The 22,365-nt window shown below is 72.0% G+C and carries 19 protein-coding genes; 14 read left to right on the top strand and 5 right to left on the bottom strand.

Features of this window, described 5'->3' with window-relative positions:
- The first annotated feature begins 59 nt into the window (after positions 1–59).
- Positions 60–2,750 (top strand): substrate-binding domain-containing protein, encoded by a 2,691-nt coding sequence (locus NP064_RS08385; protein ID WP_256813514.1) that lies wholly within the window; start codon positions 60–62, stop codon positions 2,748–2,750.
- A 64-nt stretch (positions 2,751–2,814) separates the two neighbouring features.
- Here NP064_RS08385 and NP064_RS08380 read toward each other — a convergent pair whose 3' ends face one another.
- The 3 genes from NP064_RS08380 to NP064_RS08370 all read right to left on the bottom strand — a co-directional run bounded on the left by NP064_RS08380 (position 2,815) and on the right by NP064_RS08370 (position 5,492).
- Complete coding sequence (locus NP064_RS08380) at positions 2,815–4,656, bottom strand: DEAD/DEAH box helicase (protein WP_227569180.1); 1,842 nt, start codon at positions 4,654–4,656, stop codon at positions 2,815–2,817.
- Positions 4,657–4,866: 210 nt separating this feature from the next.
- Positions 4,867–5,286 carry a CoA-binding protein gene (locus NP064_RS08375; RefSeq protein ID WP_227569179.1) on the bottom strand — a complete coding sequence of 140 codons (420 nt, stop codon included), beginning with the start codon at positions 5,284–5,286 and terminating at the stop codon, positions 4,867–4,869.
- Between the two features lie 32 nt (positions 5,287–5,318).
- Positions 5,319–5,492, bottom strand: coding sequence for a CsbD family protein (locus NP064_RS08370; protein WP_227569178.1), 174 nt, complete (start codon positions 5,490–5,492; stop codon positions 5,319–5,321).
- 124 nt (positions 5,493–5,616) lie between these two features.
- On the opposite strand from NP064_RS08370, the gene clsA reads away from it, so the two are divergent.
- From clsA to NP064_RS08330, 8 genes are all read left to right on the top strand, one after another.
- Positions 5,617–6,240 (top strand): cardiolipin synthase ClsA, encoded by a 624-nt coding sequence (gene clsA / locus NP064_RS08365; RefSeq protein ID WP_227569177.1) that lies wholly within the window; start codon positions 5,617–5,619, stop codon positions 6,238–6,240.
- A gap of 95 nt (positions 6,241–6,335) precedes the next feature.
- The gene (locus NP064_RS08360; RefSeq protein WP_227569175.1) at positions 6,336–7,199 is read left to right on the top strand and encodes a DUF881 domain-containing protein; all 864 of its coding nucleotides are present in this window, start codon (positions 6,336–6,338) and stop codon (positions 7,197–7,199) included.
- A complete protein-coding gene (locus NP064_RS08355) occupies positions 7,196–7,528 on the top strand; it encodes a small basic family protein (protein ID WP_227569174.1) in 333 nt (110 codons plus the stop codon). Before NP064_RS08360 ends, NP064_RS08355 begins: the two co-directional genes overlap by 4 nt.
- Positions 7,529–7,728: 200 nt before the next feature.
- Positions 7,729–8,535: a DUF881 domain-containing protein gene (locus tag NP064_RS08350; protein WP_227569173.1), complete on the top strand. Its 807-nt coding sequence runs from the start codon at positions 7,729–7,731 to the stop codon at positions 8,533–8,535.
- Positions 8,536–8,652: 117 nt separating this feature from the next.
- The gene (locus tag NP064_RS08345; protein WP_227569172.1) at positions 8,653–9,171 is read left to right on the top strand and encodes an FHA domain-containing protein; all 519 of its coding nucleotides are present in this window, start codon (positions 8,653–8,655) and stop codon (positions 9,169–9,171) included.
- Positions 9,172–9,197: 26 nt separating this feature from the next.
- Positions 9,198–10,001 carry a transcriptional regulator FtsR gene (gene ftsR, locus NP064_RS08340; protein WP_227569171.1) on the top strand — a complete coding sequence of 268 codons (804 nt, stop codon included), beginning with the start codon at positions 9,198–9,200 and terminating at the stop codon, positions 9,999–10,001.
- A 77-nt stretch (positions 10,002–10,078) separates the two neighbouring features.
- Positions 10,079–10,591: a bifunctional nuclease family protein gene (locus tag NP064_RS08335; protein WP_227569170.1), complete on the top strand. Its 513-nt coding sequence runs from the start codon at positions 10,079–10,081 to the stop codon at positions 10,589–10,591.
- Between the two features lie 185 nt (positions 10,592–10,776).
- On the top strand, positions 10,777–11,370 hold the full coding sequence (locus NP064_RS08330; RefSeq protein WP_284439661.1) for a MerR family transcriptional regulator: 594 nt from the start codon (positions 10,777–10,779) through the stop codon (positions 11,368–11,370).
- A gap of 115 nt (positions 11,371–11,485) precedes the next feature.
- On the opposite strand, the gene NP064_RS08325 is transcribed toward NP064_RS08330, so the two are convergent.
- The gene (locus tag NP064_RS08325; RefSeq protein ID WP_227569169.1) at positions 11,486–12,262 is read right to left on the bottom strand and encodes a ParA family protein; all 777 of its coding nucleotides are present in this window, start codon (positions 12,260–12,262) and stop codon (positions 11,486–11,488) included.
- A gap of 168 nt (positions 12,263–12,430) precedes the next feature.
- On the opposite strand from NP064_RS08325, the gene NP064_RS08320 reads away from it, so the two are divergent.
- The 5 genes from NP064_RS08320 to NP064_RS08300 all read left to right on the top strand — a co-directional run bounded on the left by NP064_RS08320 (position 12,431) and on the right by NP064_RS08300 (position 19,882).
- A complete protein-coding gene (locus tag NP064_RS08320) occupies positions 12,431–15,832 on the top strand; it encodes a pyruvate carboxylase (protein ID WP_227569168.1) in 3,402 nt (1,133 codons plus the stop codon).
- A 70-nt stretch (positions 15,833–15,902) separates the two neighbouring features.
- The gene (locus NP064_RS08315; protein WP_227569167.1) at positions 15,903–16,556 is read left to right on the top strand and encodes an MBL fold metallo-hydrolase; all 654 of its coding nucleotides are present in this window, start codon (positions 15,903–15,905) and stop codon (positions 16,554–16,556) included.
- Between the two features lie 39 nt (positions 16,557–16,595).
- On the top strand, positions 16,596–16,820 hold the full coding sequence (locus NP064_RS08310; protein WP_227569166.1) for a hypothetical protein: 225 nt from the start codon (positions 16,596–16,598) through the stop codon (positions 16,818–16,820).
- A 113-nt stretch (positions 16,821–16,933) separates the two neighbouring features.
- Positions 16,934–17,431, top strand: coding sequence for a GNAT family N-acetyltransferase (locus NP064_RS08305; RefSeq protein ID WP_227569165.1), 498 nt, complete (start codon positions 16,934–16,936; stop codon positions 17,429–17,431).
- Between the two features lie 1,044 nt (positions 17,432–18,475).
- Complete coding sequence (locus tag NP064_RS08300) at positions 18,476–19,882, top strand: glycoside hydrolase family 10 protein (RefSeq protein WP_227569164.1); 1,407 nt, start codon at positions 18,476–18,478, stop codon at positions 19,880–19,882.
- Positions 19,883–19,966: 84 nt separating this feature from the next.
- On the opposite strand, the gene NP064_RS08295 is transcribed toward NP064_RS08300, so the two are convergent.
- A complete protein-coding gene (locus NP064_RS08295; RefSeq protein ID WP_227569163.1) occupies positions 19,967–22,357 on the bottom strand; it encodes an ATP-binding cassette domain-containing protein in 2,391 nt (796 codons plus the stop codon).
- Between the last annotated feature and the right edge of the window lie 8 nt (positions 22,358–22,365).

Genomic DNA, 22,365 nt, shown 5'->3' with positions numbered 1-22,365 from the left:
TCGCCCGGTGCGCGCGAATGCACCGACTCGGCTCCGACGACGTAGGCGAGGTGTGGGCAATGGTGGCCACCATCCGGCGCGGTCATGTACCGCTCAGCGCACGGCGGACGATCGGAGTGCTGTCGCCGGTAGTGGGGGGCTTCTACTTCGGCGGGCTCATCGCGGGCGTGGCACGCGCGGCTCGCGCCTCCGGGCACCGAGTCGTCGCCGTGCAGACGTACCCGGCCGGGCTCGACCGCGAGCGGTACCCGGACGAGCCGCTCCTCGAGGTGCCCGTCGCGCTCGGCGCCGTCGACGGGATCGTGGTGATCGCGAAGGCGGTGCGCCACGACCGACTCGAGTCGGTCCAGGACTGGGGCAGGCCGCTCGTCCTCATCAGCGAGGACGAGACGTCCATGCCCGTCCCGGTGGTGGTCCCCGACAACGCCGGAGGGGTGCGCGCCGCGGTGAGCCATCTGATCGAGCACGGGCACACGGCGATCGGCTTCGTCGGGAACATCACGCAGCGTGACCTGCGGGAGAGGTACGCGGCGTACCGCGCCACTCTGTCCGAGCACGGGATCGAGCCCCGGCCGGAGTGGTTCTTCGACACCGTCGACAACCACGAGCAAGGGGGCGCCGACGCGGCTGCGCGGTTCCTCGCAGCCGGCGCGCCCACCACGGCGACCTTCGCGGCGACGGACCGTAACGCGATCGGCTTCTCCCGCGCCTTGCGCTCGGGCGGGCTCGTCCTGCCGCGGGACCAGGCCGTGGTCGGGTTCGACCACACGGAGAGCGGGGCGCGCCTGTCACCCCGCCTCTCCACCGTGGACCCGCACAACGACCGCCTGGGCGAGCTCGCGGTGTCGCTGCTCCTCGCGCGGATGCGCGGCGAGGAGGTGGAGCCAGGGGCGCACCGCTCGCCCGCCACGCTGCTCACGCGGGAGTCGTGCGGGTGCGGGGCGACCGCGGCGGTGGCGCCCCTCGAACAGGCGGGCTCCCCGCTCGGCGCCAGCCCGGCCCGGAGCCGCCTGCGCCTGCTGTCCGACGTGGCGTTCGGCGGATCGCCCGTCACTGGGAATGGCCGCCGGCCCACCGACGACGCCCGGGCGGCGTGGTGCCACGGCGTGCTGGACCCCTTGCTGGCAGCGGCCGAGCGGGGCGCGGCGCCGCCGCCGCAGACGCTCACCCGGCTCGCGGACCTGTCGTCCGCGCTGCAGCCCCACCCCGAGGCCCTCGAGCAGCTGGTCGGGGTCGTGCGCGACCTCGAGGCGGAGACACTCGACGGGCTGCCCGGCGGGTCCCCGCACGGGGACGTGGTCCGCCGGGTCGCCACGGAGCTGCTGCTGGCGTTGACGAAGGGCTGCGTGCGGCCGTTGCTGGCCCGCAGCGGCCACCTCGAGCGGGTCATCGCCGATCAGTACGAGGTTGACATGGACCTGCTGCGCGGCAAGGGGGCGAGCCCTCGCGCGCTGACCTGGCTGCCCCGGGCTGTGCGCGGGCCCGCCTGCCTCGGATTGTGGGTCGGGCGCGAGCGGGCACCGGGCGATCGCGAGGTCGAGATCGTCGGCGTCTACGACACCAGCGGCACCCTCACCCGGCTGATCGGCACGCGCATGCCCGCGAGCCAGTTCCCGCCGCCGGCCTTGACCCGCTCTGGGAGCGTCGGCGGGAGCGACCTGACGTTCGTGGTGCCGGTGACGTTCGCGGGGAGCGACTGGGGACTGCTGGCGATCGACGGGGTCGTGGAGGCGCGCATGACCAGCGCGCGGGACAAGTACAACCACTGGGCGGCCCTGCTCGCGGTGGCTCTCGACCAGGAGCGGTTGCTCGGCTCGCTCCGGGAGCAGCGCCGGGCCCTCGAGCAGGCGGCCGCCCGGGAGCGGGCGCTGGCGGACAAGGTCCGGGCTAGTGAGGAGCGGTACGCGCTCGCCTCGATGGCGGCGCAGGACGGCACCTGGGACTGGGACGTGTCCGCGGGGACGGTGTACTACTCCCCACGGTGGAAGCAGGTGCTGGGCTACCAGGAGGAGGACATCAGCGTCTCGCCCACCGAGTGGTTGGAGCGGGTCCACCCCGACGACCGGGACGAGTTGTCCGCGGCCATCGCGGCCCAGCTCGGGGGCGCCCGGGCGCCGCTCGAGCTCGAGCACCGGGTGAGGACCGCGACCGGTGACTACCGGTGGATGATGTGCCGCGCTGTGACCGTCCTCGACGACGCGGGCTGCCCCGCCCGGCTCGTCGGCGCCCTCGTCGACATGACGGAGCGCAAGGAGCAGGAGCTCGCCCTGCGGCGAAACGCGCTGCGCGACCCGGAGACCGGGCTGGCCAACCGCATGCTGTTCCTGGAACGGCTCGGAGCGGCGATCAGGCGCGCCAGGCGCTCCGAGGACTACGACTGCTCGGTTGTGCTGCTCCGGCTCGAGACGGGGAGCGCTCCTCGGGGCGAGGAGCCCGGTGACGACGCTCCCGCGCGCAACGAGGTGGTCCGACGTCTGCGCCGGGCGCTGCGGGAGGGCGACACCGCCGCGAGGCTGGGCCAGGACGAGTTCGCGGTGCTCATGGACGACGTCGGCCCGGGCGGCGACCCGATCCGCATGGACGAGCTGCTGGCCCGCCTGCAGATCGACCTCGGCGTCGATCTGGCCACGGGGGTGCTGGCCAGCGTGCAGCGGTACCACGACGCGGATGACGCGCTGCGCGAGGCGGACATCGCGCTGCTGCGCGCCCAGTCCCAACCAGAGACGCGCAGGCGCTCGGCCCTGCGATGAGCGGGGCCGAGCGCCTGCGCGCGGTGATGCTGGTGCGGATCCTGTCGCCAGGAGCCGCCGCGGGTCAGCGCGCCGCGGGGTAGCGCGGGCGACGGTCGCGGGAGTCGGAGCGCTCGCCACGCGGGTCGGGGCGGTGTCCCGCCGGACGTGAGGCGCCCTGCCCGGCGCGGGGCCCGGGGCCCTCGTCGACCCGGATGCGCAGCGGGCGGCCAGCGACCCGGGCGCGGCCGATGCGGTCGAACGCCTCAGGGCTCAGGCCGGCGGGGATCTCCACGAGCGAGAAGCTGGGGAAGATGTCGATCTTGCCCAGTTCCTTGCCCGTGAGGCCTCCCTCGTTGGTGAGGGCGCCGACGATCGCCCCAGCCTGCGCGCCGTGCGTGTGGCCCACCGCGATCCGGTAGCGCAGGGCGGCGCCCTCGGCGCGGTGCGTGGCCCGACGCGGGCCGTCCGAGGACGGGCGTGCCGAGCGCTCGTGGCGGTCGCCGCGGTCGGACAGGGACGCGCGGCTCAGCGCGTCGTCCATGTCGTCGCCGTGGGTCGGGCGGGCCGTGGGGCCCGTGTCGCCGACGGCCAGGGCGGCCATGACGGCGGCGAGCTCGGCCGGCTCGATCGACGGGTTCTCGGCGAGGAACGTCGTCACAGCGGTGCGGTACAGGTCGAGACGACCGGCCTCGGTCCGGGTGGCGACATCGCGCAGCAGTCGCTGCACGCGGTGCGCCGAGACGTCGGCGGGGGAGGGGATCGAGATCTCCTCGAGCTTCTGGCGGGTGGTGCGCTCGATCGCGCGGAGCCTGTGCTGCTCGCTCGGCGTGACGAACGTCAGGGCCTCGCCGGACCGGCCCGCGCGGCCCGTGCGGCCGATGCGGTGCACGTAGGCCTCGGGCTCGCTCGGCGCGTCGAAGTTCACGACCAGGCCGATGCGGTCGACGTCGAGGCCGCGGGCCGCGACGTCCGTCGCGACCAGGACGTTGAGGGCTCCGCTGCGAAGGCGCTCGACGATCTTCTCGCGCTCGCCCTGGGCGACGTCGCCCGAGATGTACGCGGCAGAGATGCCACGCTCGATCAGCGCGCTGCCGACCTCCTCGGCCGCGCCACGGGTGCGGACGAACACGATCGCCGCGTCCGCGTCGGACACAGCGAGCACGCGGGCCAGCGCGCCGGCCTTGTGGCGGTACGGCACCACGGCGTAGGTCTGGTTCACGCTGGTGACGGTCGACGACTGGCGCGACACCGCGACCTCGACCGGGTTGTTCAGGTGCTGGCCGGCCACGCGGCGGATCGCCGGGGGCATAGTCGCGGAGAACAGCGCGACCTGGCGGCTGGTGGGCGTCGTGTTGAAGATCTTGTCGACGTCCTCGGCGAAGCCCATGCGGAGCATCTCGTCGGCCTCGTCGAGCACGAGGAAGCGAACGTTGTCGGGGCGCAGCGTGCGGCGCTCGAGGTGGTCGATCACGCGACCGGGGGTGCCGACCACGATCTGCGCACCGCGGGCCAGCGCCCGCTGCTGCGGCAGGAACGGGGAACCGCCGTAGACGGCGACGACCTCGACGCCCGGCAGGTGCTTGGCGAAGGTCTCGATGGCCTCGGCGACCTGCATCGCGAGCTCGCGCGTCGGTGTCAGGACCAGGGCCTGGACCTCGCGCAGCTCCGGGTCGACAGCGGCGAGCAGCGGCAGGCCGAACGCGGCCGTCTTGCCGGTGCCGGTCTGGGCGACACCGGTGATGTCACGACCCGAGAGGAGCGCGGGGATGGCCTCGGCCTGGATGGCGGACGGGATCGTGAAGCCCAGATCGGCCACAGCGCGCTCAAGCGAGGCGGGGAGGCCGAGGTCCGCGAAGGTGACGGCGGCGTCTGCCGCCTCCGTCGACTCGGTCACGGGCAGCGCAGCAGAAGGCAAGGACGTCATATGTGAATGGCACCGTTCGGATTGCTTGGGAGTCGCGTGCGGGCCGGCCAGGGGGGCCGTCCCGAAGGTCGCAGTCCCGAACACATCCACGGCGGTGACGCCGGTACACAGGCACGAGGGAGGCGCGACGAACTCCAGGTTCGAACTGAGTCTACCGGAGCCGGAGCGGCCATGGGGGGTGACGCTGCACACACGGGCAGGCCCGCGGCCTCACATGATTCCCAGCCGCCGCCCCTCGATCGCGGGGCACGCGTTCATCACGACGTCGAGGCCGGCGTCCGCGGCCCGCTGCGCGGCAGCCTCGTCGACCACGCCCAACTGCAGCCACACCGCGCCGGCGCCCGCCCGGATGGCGTCGTCGACCACGGCGCCCGCGCGCGTGGAATTGACGAAGACGTCGACGACGTCGATCGGGCCTGGGACTGCCGCCAGACTCCTACGACCGGCTACGCCGGCGACCGTCTCGGCGCGCGGATGCACGGGCACCACCTCGTGCCCCAGCGTCTCGCGCAGATAGGCGGACACGCCCCATGCGGCGCGGGCGCGGTTCGTGGACAGCCCCACCACGGCCCACCGGCCGGGCGTGGCCAGCAGACGGCGGATGACCTCAGGGTCGTTGCTGTGGGACACCGCCTCAGCGAACCACACCCGCGCGCGGGCGATCAGTGCTTGAACGCGTCCTTGATCTTCTCGCCAGCCTTCTTCAGGTCGGCCTTGACCTGGTCGCCACGACCCTCGGACTCGAGCTGCTCGTCGCCGGTCGCCTTGCCGGTCGCCTCCTTGCCCTTGCCCGTGAGGTCCTCGGCGGCGTGCTTGGCCTTGTCGTCGATACCCATCTCGACCCACCTTTCACCGTGCGACATGCGTTTCACCTGACGTTCGACCGTACGTCGCGACCGCCCAGCCCGCGCGGTGAGGGCTTCGCATCCTCCCGCGACGCTTAAGATCAAGGCTCAACGTGTGTCGACGACAGGGGAGGACGTGACGGAGAGTTCCGCCGTCTCAGACCGCGTGCTCACGGTCCCGAATGTCATCAGCCTCGCGCGGCTCCTGCTGGTGCCGGTCTTCGCCGTGCTCATCGGCGTGGGCGAGGACGGGTGGGCGCTGATCGTCCTCGCGGTCTCCGGCGCGAGCGACTGGCTCGACGGCGTCCTCGCACGGCGACTCGGACAGGTCTCACGGCTCGGGCAGATGCTCGACCCCGCCGCCGATCGTCTCTTCATCCTGGTGACGCTGCTCGGGCTCGCCTGGCGCGAGGTCGTGCCCTGGTGGCTCGTCCTGGTGCTGGTGCTCCGCGACCTCCTGCTGCTCGGGCTGCTCGGGGTGCTGGCTCGACGGGGCTACGGCCCGCTGCCTGTCCATCTGGCCGGCAAGGCGGGCACCTTCGCGCTGCTCTACGCCTTCCCGCTGCTCCTGCTCGCCGAGTGGCCTGACCCCGTCGGGTCGGTGGCCCTCGTGCTGGGCTGGGCGTTCGCCTGGTGGGGAGTCGGGCTGTACTGGTTCGCGGGCGGCCTGTACGTGGTGCAGGCGAAGCAGGTCCTCGCCGCCGACGTCGAGTCCCCGCGCTCCTCGGCCCCCGTGTGAGCCAGGGCAACCGGCCGGGGGCCGGTCTGGACAGCGAGGGGCCTGGCGGCGTTGGGGAGCGGGGCGCCCAGCGCGGCCCCGCGCTCGACGCGTCGATGACGCTCCTGAACGAGGTCATCCGCAAGCCCTTGGATCCCGGCTACCGCCTCGCCGCCGAGCGCAAGGCGCTGCACGGGGCGCCGCCCCCCGCAGCGCGGCGGGTCGCCGTCGTCCTCCTGTGCGCGATGGGCCTCGGGCTCGGCACCACCGCGGCGGCCATGTCGCTGCGGGCGCCGGAGCCGTCCGGGATAGCCGCACGCGATCTCCTCGAGGAGCAGATCCGGGACCGGACGGCTGATGTCGACCTGCTCCGCGAGCACGCCCACGCCCTCGGCGCGGAGATCGACCAGCTGCACGCGTCGGCGTTGGCGGCGAGCGACTCGCGTCTCGTCGGGCAGCTCGAGGACGACGCGATCGCGTCAGGCGCCGTCGGCGTCGTGGGGCCAGGGATACGGATCACGTTCACCGACCCGCCGCCTGACGACGGCGGGCAGGCAGACCCGCTCGCCAGCCTGCAGGACAGGGACCTCCAGATCGTGGTGAACGGGCTGTGGCAGGCGGGTGCGGAGGCCGTCGCCGTCAACGGCCAGCGGCTGAGCGCGACAACCTCGATCCGGAGCGCCGGGCGAGCCATCCTGGTCGACCTGGTCCCGATCATCGGGCCGTACGTGGTCGAGGCTGTCGGCGACCCGCAGGGACTGCAGACCGGCCTGGCGCGATCGGCGTCGGGGTTCTGGATGACCGACCTTCGCCGGTACGACATCGACGTCGATGTGAGCTCTCAGCCGGAGGTCCGCCTGCCCGCGGCCACCCGGGCGGCACTCCGGTCCGCCACCGTGCCGCCCGGAACGTCGCTGATCACCAATGGACATGTGGCAGGGTCGTCGCCGACGGCGAATGGGAGGAGTGGTCGCACGTGATCGCAGTGATCGGCCTGGTGGTCGGTGTCGTCGCTGGGCTGCTGGTGCAGCCTGTCGTGCCGTTGTTCCTCCAGCCCTACCTCCCGATCGCGGTCGTCGCGGCGCTGGACGCCCTCTTCGGCGGCCTGCGCGCGATGCTGGACGGCATCTTCGACGACCGTGTGTTCCTGGTCTCGTTCCTGTCCAACGTCGTCGTCGCGGCGCTGATCGTGTTCCTCGGCGACCAGCTCGGGGTCGGCGCCCAGCTGTCCACCGGAGTGGTCGTCGTGCTCGGCATCCGGATCTTCTCCAACGCCGCCTCGATTCGCCGGCACCTGTTCAAGGCATGAGCGCCCGTGACGCCGGTGGCGACGCGGCCATGCCTGCCCCCGAGACAGTGACGCCAGAAGCGTCCGCCGCGGAGCCCGCCCTGCTGGCCGAGCCGGAGACGCGTACCGGAGCGCAGCCCGCTACCCGGCCAGACGCCCGACCTGCATCTGAGCCCGTGCCAACTGAGCCTGTGCCAGCAGAGCCTGTGCCAGCAGAGCCCGTGGCAGAGTCCGTGCCGGCGCGGCCGGCCACCGCGGACGCCGAGCCGTCGTCGGACCACGACGAGGAGCCGGCGCCTGCGGGGAGCGGCGGGTGGACAACGCTGCGCGGGCTGATGCGACCTCGCGCCACCCGCTCCCAGATCCTCACCGCGCTGCTGTGCGCGCTGCTCGGCTTCGCGGTCGTCGCCCAGCTCCGGCAGACCCGCGACGACGGGCTCGCGAGCCTGCGGCAGTCGGAGCTCGTCGGGATCCTCGACCAGACCACGCGCCAAGGCGACGACCTGCAGCGGGAGATCGCCGAGCTGGAGCGCACGCGGGCGGAGCTCGAGTCCGGCACGGACAGCCGCCAGGCGGCGCTCGACGCGGCGACCCGCAGCGCCGAGATGCAGGGCATCCTCACCGGGCGACTGCCCGCGGTGGGCCCGGGGATCACCGTCAACCTGACCGACCCGGCCGTCGCGGTCGGGTACGAGCACATGGTCAACATGCTCGAGGAGCTCCGCAACGCCGGGGCGGAGGCGATCCAGCTCAACGACAGGCGGCTGACCGCCTCGAGTTACTTCGCGCCTGGCGACGGCGGCCTCGTCGTCGACGGCGCACTGGTCCGCCCGCCGTACCAATGGGCGGTGATCGGGAGCCCGCAGACGATGGCGACGGCGCTCGACATGCACGGCGGCGCCCTGGCCATGATCCGCAACACCGGGGCGAAGGCGGTGGTCACGCTCGAGGACCGGGTCGAGGTCACGGCTACCCGCGAGCCCGCCGCCCCGCGGTTCGCGACGCCGCAGCCAGCACAGACGAGTTGAGCGACAGGCCGACGCATCGACGGCGCGGTGCTACAACATCGGCGCGCATCCGCATAGGCTGGTGACACATCGTGACCTCGAAGGCGGGTCGCAGTCACAGCAGGCCCGGGAGGCGGCATGAGCGACGATCGGCAGCTACCGGAGCAGCAGCGGAGCGCCCAGCACGAGCACGGACGTCCGGAGCGCGCCCCGTCGGCGTCTGACACCACGGTCTTCTCGAGCATCGACTCGACCGAGCTGGAGATCGTGGCGCCGGCCGGGATGAGCGGCGACGCGCGCGCCGCGGTGTACGCGCTCCCGCCGACCTCGGCCCTGCTCATCATGCAGCGTGGGCCGAGCGTGGGCGCCAGGTTCCTCCTGGACGCGGAGCGCACCGTCGCCGGGCGCAGCCCTGACGCGGACATCTTCCTCGACGACGTGACCGTCTCGCGCAAGCACGCGGAGTTCGTGCGTGAGGGCGACGACTTCGTGGTGCGGGACATCGGCTCGTTGAACGGCACGTACGTCAACCGCAACCGGATCGACGCGACAGCGCTGCGGCCCGGTGACGAGGTGCAGATCGGCAAGTACCGGATGACGTTCCACCCGAGCCCCGCGCGAGCCACGGGCGGCGAGCCGGCCGTCCACCCGCTGTGACAGAGGCGGGCCGCTCAGCACGAGGCGTGACGGGCGGGAGTGCTCAGGCGACGGCGCGACAGGCCGTCGAGGAGCCGTTGGAGGACGAGTCGGCGCACCAGGGCGGTGCGGCCGAGCGCGTCGAGCCCTGGCCGCGCGGCATCTCGCGCCGGGCGACGATGCGCATCTCAGACGTGCTGGCCGCGTTGCAGATCGAGTTCCCGGCGGTGACGAACTCGAAGCTGCGGTTCCTCGAGGAGCAGGGCCTGGTGCAGCCTGTGCGCACGCCGGCCGGCTACCGCCAGTACAGCCCGGCTGATATCGAGCGGCTGCGGTACGTGCTGCGCCAGCAGAGGGACCGGTACGTCCCCCTCAAGGTGATCGGCGAGCAGCTCGCGTCGCTGGACTCCGGCGCGGAGGACGAGCCCCCCTCGCGGGCGCAGCTCGCGACGCGTGACGGTGTGCGGCAGACCGCCGTGACGGGAGCCCGTCTGACCTCGGAGTCGTTGGCTCGCGAGGCGGGGGTCGATGTCGAGGTCGTCACCGAGTTGGTCGGCACCGGAGTGCTCCGGCCCACGGCCTCGGGGCACTTCGACGCCTGGGCCCGCGATGTGGTCGTGCTGGCCGTCGCGCTTCGCGAGCACGGCATCGACTCGCGGCACCTGCGGGCGTTCCGCGCCGCCGCCGATCGGCAGGCGGACCTCGTCGAGCAGGTCGTCGCGCCGTGGAGAGGGCGTCAGGCGGCGTCCTCGCGAGCGCGCGCGGGCACGCTGGCGGCGGAGGTCGGGGAGCTGTGCACCCAGCTGCACACGGCTCTGGTGCGTGCCGCCGTGTCCGAGTTGACGCCCTGACCTCGACGTACTCCGCAGCCGTCACACGGCGGCATTCTCGCGAAGCCGAGCGCGCGCGCCCGTCGTAGCGTGGTCACGTGGGCGAGGACGAAGAGCTGGTTCCGGTCGAGGTGGTCGGGGTGCGGCAGCACATGGTCGACGAGGAGATCGTCGTGCTGCTGCTGGACCCAGCCTCTGAGCTCTTCGTGCCCATCGTGATCGGCCCCAGCGAGGGCAGCGCGATCGCCTCCGCGCAGGCGGGCATCGTGCCTCGCAGGCCGATGACGCACGACCTGCTGTGCGATGTCATCACCGCAGTGGGCGCGACCCTGCGGCGGGTGGAGATCACCAGCCTGGAGCACGGGGTGTTCCACGCGGCGCTGGTCCTGGGATCGGGCGGCCGGGTGGACTCCCGAGCGTCCGACGCCATCGCCGTCGCGGTACGGGTGGGGTGCCCGGTGCTGTGCTCCGCCGAGGTGGTGGCGATCGCCGGCGTCGAGGCGCAGAACGGCCCCGCCGAGCAAGAGGTCGAGAAGTTCCGCGAGTTCCTCGAGCAGGTGACTCCGGAGGACTTCGACACGGGTCCGGAGCCGGGCGCGGAGGGCCGGTGACCAGGACTTTCGATCTCAGGTCGAAGGTGAGACTCGCCGAGACGACACTCCCGGGCGGCGCGCCGGGCGACGTCGTTGACGACCCGGGGCCCCAGGCCTAGCGTGACCGAAGGACATCCGAAGCCCAGGTCGCGCCTAGCGTGCAGGGCGCCGACACGGCGGATGACGCAATGAGTGGAGGACCCGTGAGCGGCACCGGTGACAGCGTGGAGGCTGCTGGCGGCGTTCCCCAGCGGGCCCAGGGCCTGCTGTTCGGGGACGAGCTCCCCGACCTCGACACCACCACCGGCTACCGAGGTCCCACGGCGTGTCGTGCCGCCGGCATCACCTACCGCCAACTCGACTACTGGGCGCGTACCGGCCTGGTCGAGCCGACCATCCGCCCGGCCACCGGGTCGGGCACGCAGCGGCTGTACAGCTTCCGCGACATCCTGGTGCTCAAGGTCGTCAAGCGGCTCCTCGACACTGGCGTCTCGCTGCAGCAGATCCGCACGGCCGTCAGCCACCTGCGCGAGCGCGGTGTCGACGACCTCGCCCAGATCACGCTCATGTCGGACGGCGCCAGCGTCTACGAGTGCACCTCCGCGGACGAGGTCATCGACCTCGTGCAAGGCGGCCAGGGAGTCTTCGGCATCGCCGTCGGCCGTGTGTGGCGGGAGGTGGAGGGCACGCTCGCCCAACTGCCCACCGAGCGCGCGGACGACGGCATGGACGTGGTCTCGGAGCCGAGCGCGGACGACGAGCTGGCCGCGCGCCGCCGAGCACGCAGCGCTGGCTGATCGACGTCCCGGGAGACGCTGAGGCGCTCTCCGGGCTGACCGCGCGCGTCGGAACAGCCACGAGCGCGCTGCCCTTCGCAGCTTGATCGGCCGCGTGACGCGCCCCGGTGGGCCCTCAGCGCGTGGCGGGAGCCCGGAGCGCGCGCTCCAGGAGCTGGTCGAACGCGTCGGCGAGCTCCCCCGCGGCCGCGCCCGGCCACGCGTGCACGGGCTGCGCAGCACCCTGCGCCTGCTGCAGCGCAGCGCGCTCGGGGAGCATGGGGGACAGGATCAGCGGCCCGTACAGCGAGCGCAGCTCCTCGAGCCGGAAAGCCTGCTCGACGGAGCGCGACCGCACGCGGTTGACCACCACGCCCAGCGGCTGCAGCGACGGCGCCGGCCCCCGGCGCAGCTCGTCGATCGTGCGCATGGCCCGGCCCACGGCCATGACGGAGAACAGGCCGGGCTCGGTCACCACGACCGCCCGGTCGCACGCGGTCAGCCCGGCGCGGGTCAGGCCGCCGAGCGACGGCGGGCAGTCGAGGAGGACGAGGTCGTAGCCGCCCACCCACGAGAGCGCGAAGCGCAGCCGGTCCACGTCGCTGCCGGTCGCGTCGATGCCGTCGTGGCGCGCGGAACGGTCGGATCCGGCGAGGACGTCGAGGCCCTCGTCCGCCCAGCCGCTGGGCGCCGTGGCGGCCCGGACGGTCTCGGCCGACGGGTCGTCGAGCACGGCGGCGACGTCCAGGTGCTCACCCGGAGCCACGCCCAGGGCGAGGGTGCTGTCGCCCTGCGGGTCGAGGTCGACGACGAGGGTGCGTAGACCACGCTCCAGGGCGGCTGAGGCCAACCCCAGCGTCACCGACGTCTTGCCTACTCCACCTTTGAGACTGCACACACCCAAGACCAGCACGGGCTCACGGTAGCGGGGCGTCGGCTGAGCACGAAAACGCGAACGAAAGCCGACATGGCAAGATCTGCCGGGGGAGCGGGCGGGGCGCTGTTTCGGCATGCGGTTGCCGACGGCCCGTGCGGAGGGCAGCCGCTACGGTGCTCCCGAACCAAACGGATGGGGTGAGTCGTGTTCTCTAAGGTGCTCGTCGCGAACCGCGCTGAGATCGCAGTGCGCGCATTCCGCGCCGCCTATGAGCTGGGCGCGCGGACAGTAGCGGTCTTCCCCCAAGAGGACCGGAACTCCGAGCACCGGTTGAAGGCGGACGAGGCGTACCCGATCGGGACCGCTGGTCATCCGGTCCGTGCCTACCTGGACATCGACGAGATCATCCGCGTCGCCGCCGACTCCGGCGCGGACGCCATCTACCCGGGCTACGGCTTCCTCTCGGAGAACCCCGAGTTCGCCCGCGCGGCCATCGCCGCCGGGCTGACCTTCATCGGCCCGCCGCCGGAGGTCCTGGAGCTCGCCGGCAACAAGGTGCGCGCGCTGAAGGCTGCCCGCGACGCCGGCCTGCCCGTGCTGCCGTCCTCCGCGCCGTCCTCTGACGTCGACGAGCTGATCGCCGCCGCCGAGGAGGTCGGATTCCCGATCTTCGTCAAGGCCGTCGCCGGTGGCGGTGGGCGCGGCATGCGCCGGGTCGCCACGCCGGCCGAGCTCCCAGAGGCGCTGTCCGCGGCGATGCGCGAGGCGGACGCCGCGTTCGGCGACCCCACGGTGTTCCTGGAGCGCGCCGTGCTGCGCCCGCGCCACATCGAGGTGCAGATCCTCGCCGACGGCGCCGGCAACGTGGTGCACCTCTACGAGCGCGACTGCTCGCTGCAGCGTCGCCACCAGAAGGTCGTCGAGATCGCGCCGGCGCCGGACCTCGACCCCGAGACCCGTGACGCGCTGTGCCGCGACGCGGTGAAGTTCGCCCGGAGCATCGGCTACCAGAATGCCGGCACCGTCGAGTTCCTCCTCGACACCGTCGGCGAGCGCGCGGGCCAGCACGTGTTCATCGAGATGAACCCCCGCATCCAGGTCGAGCACACCGTGACCGAGGAGGTCACCGACATCGACCTCGTCTCGTCGCAGATGCGCATCGCCGCGGGGGAGACGCTGGCGGACCTCGGCATCGACCAGGACTCGATCCGCATCAACGGCTCGGCGCTGCAGACCCGCATCACCACCGAGGACCCGTCCAACGGCTTCCGTCCCGACACCGGCCGGATCGTCGCGTACCGCTCGCCGGGCGGCGCCGGGGTGCGGCTCGACGGCGCGACGGCGTCGGCGGGCTCGGAGATCTCCGGCCACTTCGACTCGATGCTGGTCAAGCTCACGTGCCGTGGCCGTGACTACCCGACGGCGGTGCGCCGAGCCCGTCGCGCCCTCGCCGAGTTCCGGATCCGCGGGATCCGGACCAACATCCCGTTCCTGCAGGCCGTCCTCGCCGACCCGGAGTTCGCCGCCGGGCGGATCTCGACCTCCTTCATCGACGAGCGTCCTGAGCTGCTCGCCGCGCGCGAGAGCGCGGACCGCGGCACCCGGCTGCTGTCCTACCTGGGTGACGTCACGGTCAACCGGCCGCACGGCGCCCGTCCGAGCGACGCCGTCGACCCGCGCCTCAAACTGCCGACCGTCGACCTCGCGAGCCCGGCCCCGGCGGGGAGCCGGCAGCGGCTCCTGGAGCTGGGACCCGAGGGCTTCGCGAGGTCGCTGCGCGAGCAGACGGCCGTCGCGGTGACAGACACCACCTTCCGCGACGCCCACCAGTCGCTGCTCGCCACCCGGGTCCGCACGCACGACCTGCTCGCGGTGAGCGCCACCGAGGCACGCGTGCTGCCGCAACTGCTCTCGGTTGAGGCCTGGGGAGGCGCCACGTACGACGTCGCGCTGCGCTTCCTCGGCGAGGACCCGTGGGAGCGTCTGGCGTCCCTGCGGGAGGCCATGCCCAACCTCGCCCTGCAGATGCTGCTTCGCGGCCGCAACACGGTCGGCTACACGCCGTACCCCACCGAGGTCACCGCGGCGTTCGTCCGCGAGGCCACGGCCACCGGCATCGACATCTTCCGGATCTTCGACGCGCTCAACGACGTCGAGCAGATGCGCCCGGCGATCGACGCCGTCCGCGAGGCGGGCACCCCGATCGCCGAGGTCGCCCTCTGCTACACGGGGAACCTGCTGAGCCCGGCCGAGGACCTGTACACGCTCGACTACTACCTGCGGCTCGCCGACCGGATCGTCGAGGCCGGCGCGCACGTGCTCGCCATCAAGGACATGGCCGGGCTGCTGCGTCCCGCTGCGGCGACCAAGCTCGTCACCGCGCTGCGTGAGCGGTTCGACCTGCCCGTGCACCTGCACACGCACGACACCACCGGCGGCCAGCTGGCCACGCTGATGGCGGCCGTCGAGGCAGGCGTCGACGCGGTCGACGCCGCCAGCGCGGCGATGGCCGGCACCACCAGCCAGCCGTCGATGTCGGCGCTCGTCGCGGGGCTCGAGCACACGCCGCGCGACACCGGGCTGGACCTGCGCGCGGTCTGCGACCTCGAGCCGTACTGGGAGGCCGTCCGCCGGCTCTACCGCCCGTTCGAGTCCGGCCTGCCCGGCCCCACAGGGCGGGTCTACGACCACGAGATCCCCGGCGGCCAGCTGTCGAACCTGCGCCAGCAGGCCATCGCGCTGGGCCTCGGCGGCCGGTTCGAGCAGATCGAGGAGACGTACGCCGCGGCGGACCGCATCCTCGGCCGCCTGGTGAAGGTCACCCCGTCCTCCAAGGTGGTCGGCGACCTCGCGCTGCACCTGGTGGCCCGGCACGCGGATCCCGCCGACTTCGCGGAGAACCCGCAGTCCTACGACATCCCGGACTCGGTGGTCGGCTTCCTGTCCGGCGAGCTGGGCGACCCGCCCGGCGGCTGGCCGGAGCCGTTCCGCTCCAAGGCCCTCGCTGGTCGCACCGTGCGCGCCTCGGTCACGCCGCTCTCCGACCAGGACCGCCAGGACCTGGCAGCGGACTCCGCGACGCGTCGCGACCGGTTGAACCACCTGCTGTTCTCCGGCCCCACCAAGGAGTTCCAGGCGTTTCGCGGCTCCTACGGGGACGTCAGCGTGCTCGACACGACGCGCTACCTGTACGGCATGACCAACGGCGACGAGGTGGACATCGAGCTCGGCAAGGGCGTGCGCCTGCTGGTGGGCCTCGAGGCCGTCGGCGAGCCTGACGTGCGCGGCATGCGGACCGTCATGTTCACGCTCAACGGGCAGATCCGCCCGATCCAGGTCCGCGACAGGACCGTCGAGGTGGACGTGGCCGCGGCCGAGAAGGCCGACCCCGGGAACCCCGGCCAGATCGCCGCCCCGTTCGCCGGGGCCGTGACGCCGGTGGTCCAGGAGGGCCAGTCGGTCGAGGCCGGGCAGACGGTGGCGACAGTGGAGGCCATGAAGATGGAGGCCGCCATCACCACGCCCGTCGCCGGGAAGGTGCAGCGCCTCGCGATCGGCGCGGTGCAGCAGCTCGAGGGCGGCGACCTGGTGATGGTCATCTCCTGATCGGACGCCAGCGCGCCGATGCGGCTCACGCCCATTGGCGCGCTGGCCCGCGCCCCCTGATGCTGGGGTGATGGCGAGCGAACTGACCGCGTGGGGGCACTCTTGCATCCGGCTCGAGCGGGACGGGATGCGGCTGGTGATCGACCCCGGCCGCCTGAGCGCCCCCGATGCCCTCACCGGCGCCGCGGGGGTGCTGGTCACGCACGAGCACAGCGACCATGTCGACATGTCCATGCTGCGCCAGTCGCTGGACGTCGACCCTGACCTGCAGGTCTGGGGGCCGCCCTCGGTCATCATCGCGCTGTCGGACGGGACGGCGGGCGACGAGCGACTCCATGGCGTGACCGCTGGTGCGCGCATCGAGGCGGTCGGGTTCGACGTCGAGGTGCTGGGGGAGTGGCATGCCGTCGTCTACCCCACGATCCCCAGGGTGGTGAACGTCGCGTACCTGATCGACGGCGCCCTGCTCCATCCCGGGGACTCGTTCACCGTTCCCGCCGATCGCGTGGTGGGCACGCTGCTCGCCCCGGTGGCGGGCCCGTGGATGAAGATCGTGGAGGCTGTCGACTTCATCCATGAGATCGCGCCGCGCACGGTCGTGCCGATCCACGACGCGACGCTGAGCCCGGCTGGCAAAGCGCTGGTCGACCGCCTCGTCCACCAGCTGTGCCCCGACGTGGAGTATCACCGGCTGCCCGCGGCGGACGCGCTGCCGGTGCTCTGAGAGGCCACCTCTCGCCGGCCGCCGAACCGGAGGTGCGTGATGACGATTCCCGAGCCACTGGACCCGGACGCTGCGCCCGACCGCCCAGCCCAGGAGCCCATCCCCGACGAGGACACTCCCGACGAGGCCGGCCCGGGCTCTGAGCCGCCGGACCAGCACGCGGTGGGGCCATACCCGGGGAGGCGTTCGGACGGCGGCGACGACCTGGCCGCTGATGGCCGCCCGCTCGCTGAGCCCAGCTCTCTGGACGTCGACGGGGCCTGACCGCCGCGACTCCGGGCCGTGCTGCCGCAGCCGTGTCCGTCCGCGACGAGGCTGTGCGCCGCAACGGCGAGTCGGGGGAGTGGCGACGCTCCCGAATCGGGCATGCTGACCCGATGGTCAGAGTTGAGCAGTTGTCCGAGGACGAGTGGGAGGTGCTTCGCGACATCCGTCTGCGCGCGCTGTGGCAGAGCCCTCAGGCGTTCGGCGCGTCGCTCGCGAGGGACCAGCGCTTCCAGGAGTCCCACTGGCGGATGCGCCTGCGATCGAGCCACTGGTTCGTCGCCCGCACCGCGTCCGAGGTGGCGCCTGTCGGGCTCGTCTGCATGATCACCGAGCCGGGGTCGCCTGTGGACGACAGGCACGTGGTCAGCCTGTGGGTTGATCCCGGCTACAGGAGCCAGGGGATAGGCGGCGCGCTCCTGCGTCGGGTCGCTGACGAGGCTGTCGGGACAGGCGCCACGACCCTGTCGCTCTGGGTGGTCGATGACAATGACGCGGCGTGCGCGCTGTACACGGGGTTCGGGTTCGTCCCGACGGGCGCGAGCCAGCCTCATCCTCGGGACCCGGCGCGCTCCGAGGTGCGGTTCGAGTGCGCGCTCCAGGGGCACTGAGCGCTCCTGCGAAGGGCAGGCGCCGTCTGCGCCCTGACGACACAGGGCTGCAATCTGCATGAAAACACGACTTGTCGTATTTCATGCATCGGGTTGCCATGCGGCCGTCAGTTGACGCCGGACGCGCTGGAGAGGCTGCGCCGCGACGTCCGCTGCTCGTGAAGTCTCGCCGCCTCCCAGGGGCAGGGTGGCTGACGGCCCCCTGGCCGGGGACTCGGCGGCTTGCCATCATGGGGCGCGTCAGTGGCCTGGGGAGGAGAGAAGCGGCTCTCTCAGACGTGAAATGACATAATGTCCATTATCGGCTGAGGGGTGTGCTGGTGGGAAGCGGGCCACAGGCTTGAGCTCGTGCTGGGAGTCCACCAGCCGCCGAGCCCACGGCAGACCGGCGCCTGAGGATTCGGCCTGGAGAGCCTGGGCGAGTCGCGCGGTCGACATGGAGGCCAGCCTGCACGGGCCAGGAGCCTCGTGGATGGCGCGGAGGGCGAGCTGACCCGGATCTGCGACGGGGCCCGCACGGGAGCTGCGGAGCGAGCCGTTCTGCGACGCCGCCGGGCATCGAGGCTGGCGCGGTCTGAGCGCCTGGCCGCTGTGGACGAGTGGGACCGATGTGGAACCCGGCAGAAGGCAGAGCCGACGCTGGCACGGTGACCTCGCCGACCAGGTGGACGGTTGCCCGCCCGCGCGGATGCGCCACTCCCCCGTCGCGGTTCGACGGCTGCGCACAGGCGGCCCGACTTCTGCGCACGGCGTCGTGGAAGCCGCTCGTCGGGCAGCCCGCTGGCGCCGTCCGGCGGTGTGAGTGGCCGATAGTTTCGGTCGCCGCGTGGGAGCGCTGCCGCAGATCGGGCGTCTCGGCGCCCCCTGGACCGGACCAGACGCCGCTTTTTATCGTTAGAATTCGCTCTAATGGGTGGTTAATCGTTTCGAATCCCCCTTCGAAACTATCTGAACGTATCGATCCCCTTGACGCCCTGTGGCGCACCGCCTGAGGGTGACGTGCCGGCGATGACCGCCGACACATCCACCCCTGAGGAGGGATCAATGACGACCCCACGTCTGAGGAGCACCCGTGGCCGTCTCGTGACGGCTGCGGGCGGCCTGTCCGCGGCGGTGCTCGCCGTCACGCTGGCCGTGCCGGCCAATGCGGCGGGCAGCACGCTGCAGGCCGCAGCCGCGGAGAGCGGTCGCTACTTCGGCACCGCCATCGCGGCGAGCCGGCTGAACGACTCGACCTACACGACCATCGCGAACCGCGAGTTCAACATGATCACGGCCGAGAACGAGATGAAGATGGACGCGCTCGAGCCGAACCAGAACCAGTTCAACTGGTCGAGCGGCGACCGGATCGTCAACTGGGCGCGGCAGAGCGGCAAGCAGGTGCGCGGCCACGCGTTGGCCTGGCACGCGCAGCAGCCCGGATGGATGCAGAACATGTCCGGCACCGCGCTGCGGAACGCGATGCTCAACCACATCACTCAGGTCGCGACCTACTACCGCGGCAAGATCCACTCCTGGGACGTCGTGAACGAGGCGTTCGCCGACGGCAACTCGGGCGGACGTCGCGACTCGAACCTGCAGCGCACCGGCGGCGACTGGATCGAGGCCGCGTTCCGCGCCGCTCGCGCCGCCGACCCGAACGCCAAGCTCTGCTACAACGACTACAACACCGACAACTGGTCGCACGCCAAGACCCAGGGCGTCTACAACATGGTCCGCGACTTCAAGGCCCGCGGCGTGCCCATCGACTGCGTCGGCTTCCAGGCGCACTTCAACTCGGGCAACCCCGTGCCGTCGAACTACCACACGACGCTCCAGAACTTCGCCGACCTCGGCGTCGACGTGCAGATCACCGAGCTCGACATCGAGGGCTCGGGGAGCTCGCAGGCCCAGCAGTACCAGGGCGTGGTCCAGGCGTGCCTGTCCGTGGCCCGCTGCACCGGCATCACGGTGTGGGGCGTGCGGGACACCGACTCCTGGCGCGCCAGCGGGACCCCGCTGCTGTTCGACGGGTCCGGCAACAAGAAGGCCGCCTACACCAGCGTGCTCAACCAGCTGAACGCCGGTGGCACGCCCGCCCCCAACCCGACGACCCCGCCGCCCACGGGCAACCCGACGACCCCGCCGCCCACCACCCCGCCCCCCGGCGGAGCGAGCTGCACGGCGACCTACTCGGAGGGCGAGAAGTGGAATGACCGGTTCAACGGCACGGTGACCATCCGCGCCAACACGAACATCAGCAACTGGCAGTCCACCGTCACTGTCCGCTCGCCGCAGAAGATCACCGCGACCTGGAACGGCTCGCCCACGTGGGACGGCTCCGGGAACGTCATGACGATGCGCCCGAGCGGCAACGGCTCGCTGGCGGCAGGCCAGACGACCTCGTTCGGCTTCACCGTCTCGCACGGTGGCAACTGGACGTGGCCGACGGTGAGCTGCTCGGCCTCCTGATCCCTCACCCAGGGCTCGTGCACCAGGGGCGCGGCGCCATCCGGCGTCGCGCCCCTGGGTCGTCCGGCGTGACCCACCGAGGCGTCAGGCGCCGACGTAGCCCGCCAGATGCTCGCCGGTGAGCGTGGCGCGGCCTGCGACGAGGTCGGCGGGCGTGCCCTCGAAGACCACCCGTCCGCCGTCGTGGCCCGCGCCCGGGCCGAGGTCGATGATCCAGTCCGCGTGCGCCATCACGGCCTGGTGGTGCTCGATGACGATGACCGAGGCGCCGGAGTCGACGAGCCGGTCCAACAGCGCGAGCAGCTGGGCGACGTCGGCCAGGTGCAGGCCGGTGGTGGGCTCGTCGAGGACGTAGACCTGGCCCTTGTCGGCCATCTGGGTCGCGAGCTTCAGGCGCTGCCGCTCGCCGCCGGACAACGTGGTGAGCGGCTGGCCCAGGCTCAGGTAGCCGAGCCCGACGTCCGCGAGACGGTGCAGGATCGCGTGCGCGGCCGGTGTGCGGGCCTCGCCGTCACCGAAGAACTGCTCGGCCTCGGTCACCGACATCGCGAGCACCTCGGCGATGTTCCGCCCCGCGAGCGTGTGCTCGAGCACCGCGGCCTGGAACCGCTTGCCCTCGCACTCCTCGCAGGTGGACTCGACGGTGGCCATGATGCCCAGGTCGGTGAAGATCACCCCCGCGCCGTTGCAGGCGGGGCAGGCGCCCGCGGAGTTCGAGCTGAAGAGCGCCGGCTTCACGCCATTCGCCTTGGCGAACGCCTTGCGGATCGGCTCGAGCAGCCCCGTGTAGGTGGCCGGGTTGCTGCGCCGCGAGCCCTTGATCGCCCCCTGGTCGATGGCCACGACGCCCTCGCGCCGCGCGATCGAGCCGTCGACCAGCGAGCTCTTGCCTGACCCCGCGACTCCGGTGAGCACGCACAGGACCCCCAGCGGGACGTCGACGTCCACGTCCCGCAGGTTGTTCGTGGACGCGCCCCTGACCGCGAGCGCGCCGGTGGGCCGGCGCACCTCGGCCTTGAGGCGGGCGCGGTCGTCGAGGTGGCGCCCGGTGACGGTGTCGCTCGCCCGCAGGTCCTCGACGGCGCCCTCGAAGCAGACCGTCCCGCCGTGGGCGCCGGCTCCTGGCCCGAGGTCGATGACGTGGTCGGCGATGGCGATCGTCTCGGGCTTGTGCTCGACGACGAGCACGGTGTTGCCCTTGTCGCGCAGCCGCAGCAGCAGCTGGTTCATCTTCTGGATGTCGTGGGGGTGCAGGCCGATCGTCGGCTCGTCGAAGACGTAGGTGACGTCCGTGAGGGACGAGCCGAGGTGCCGGATCATCTTGGTGCGTTGGGACTCGCCCCCGGACAGGCTCCCGGAGGGGCGGTCGAGGGAGAGGTAGCCCAACCCGATCTCCACGAACGAGTCGAGGAGGTGCTGGAGCCCTGCCAGGAGAGGGGCGACCGACGGCTCGTGCAGGGTGCGGACCCACTCGGCCAGGTCGCTGATCTGCATCGCGCAGGCGTCGGCGATGCTCGTGCCGTTGATGGTCGAGGAGCGGGCCTCGGCGCTGAGGCGGGCGCCCTGGCACTCGGGGCAGGTTGTGAAGGTGATGGCGCGTTCCACGAAGGCGCGGATGTGCGGCTGCATCGCCTCGCGGTCTTTGGACAGCATGGACTTCTGGATCTTCGGGATCAGCCCCTCGTAGGTGAGGTTGATGCCCTCGATCTTGATCTTGGTGGGCTCCTTGTGGAGCAGGTCGTGGAGCTCGCGCTTCGTGAAGGCGCTGATCGGCTTGTCCGGGTCGAAGAACCCGGACTCGCTGAAGATGCGGCCGTACCAGCCGTCGGTGCTGTACCCGGGGATCGTGAGCGCGCCCTCGCGCAGCGACTTGGTGTCGTCGTACAGGGCGGACAGGTCGAAGTCGGTGACGGAGCCCATGCCCTCGCAGCGCGGGCACATGCCTCCGAGGCGGTTGAAGGTGGCTTTCTCGGCGCGTGTCTTGCCCCCGCGCTCGACGGTGATGGCGCCGCTGGCTGTCACCGAGGGGACGTTGAAGGAGTAGGCGTTGGGTGGGCCGATGTGGGGGTCGCCGAGCCGGCTGAACAGGATGCGGAGCATCGCGTTGGCGTCGGTGGCGGTGCCGACGGTCGAGCGGGGGTTGGCGCCCATCCGCTCCTGGTCGACGATGATCGCGGTCGTGAGGCCGTCGAGGGCGTCGACGTCGGGCCGTGCCAGGTTGGGCATGAAGCCCTGCACGAACGCGCTGTACGTCTCGTTGATCATCCGTTGCGAGTCGGCGGCGATCGTGGAGAAGACCAGCGAGCTCTTGCCGGAGCCAGACACGCCGGTGAACACCGTGAGCCGGCGCTTGGGGATCTCGACGCTGACGTCCTGGAGGTTGTTCTCCCGGGCGCCTTGCACGCGGATCATGTCGTGGCTGTCGGCGACATGCGTCGCGGCCGGCTGCGCGTCCGATCGGGTGGCACTGGTCATGGTGTCTC

It is taken from the genome of Cellulomonas chengniuliangii (genome assembly GCF_024508335.1).
Lineage (GTDB): Bacteria > Actinomycetota > Actinomycetes > Actinomycetales > Cellulomonadaceae > Cellulomonas_A > Cellulomonas_A chengniuliangii.
The sequence above is the reverse complement of the archived record's forward strand: the minus strand, read 5'-3'. Positions and strand labels throughout refer to the sequence as shown.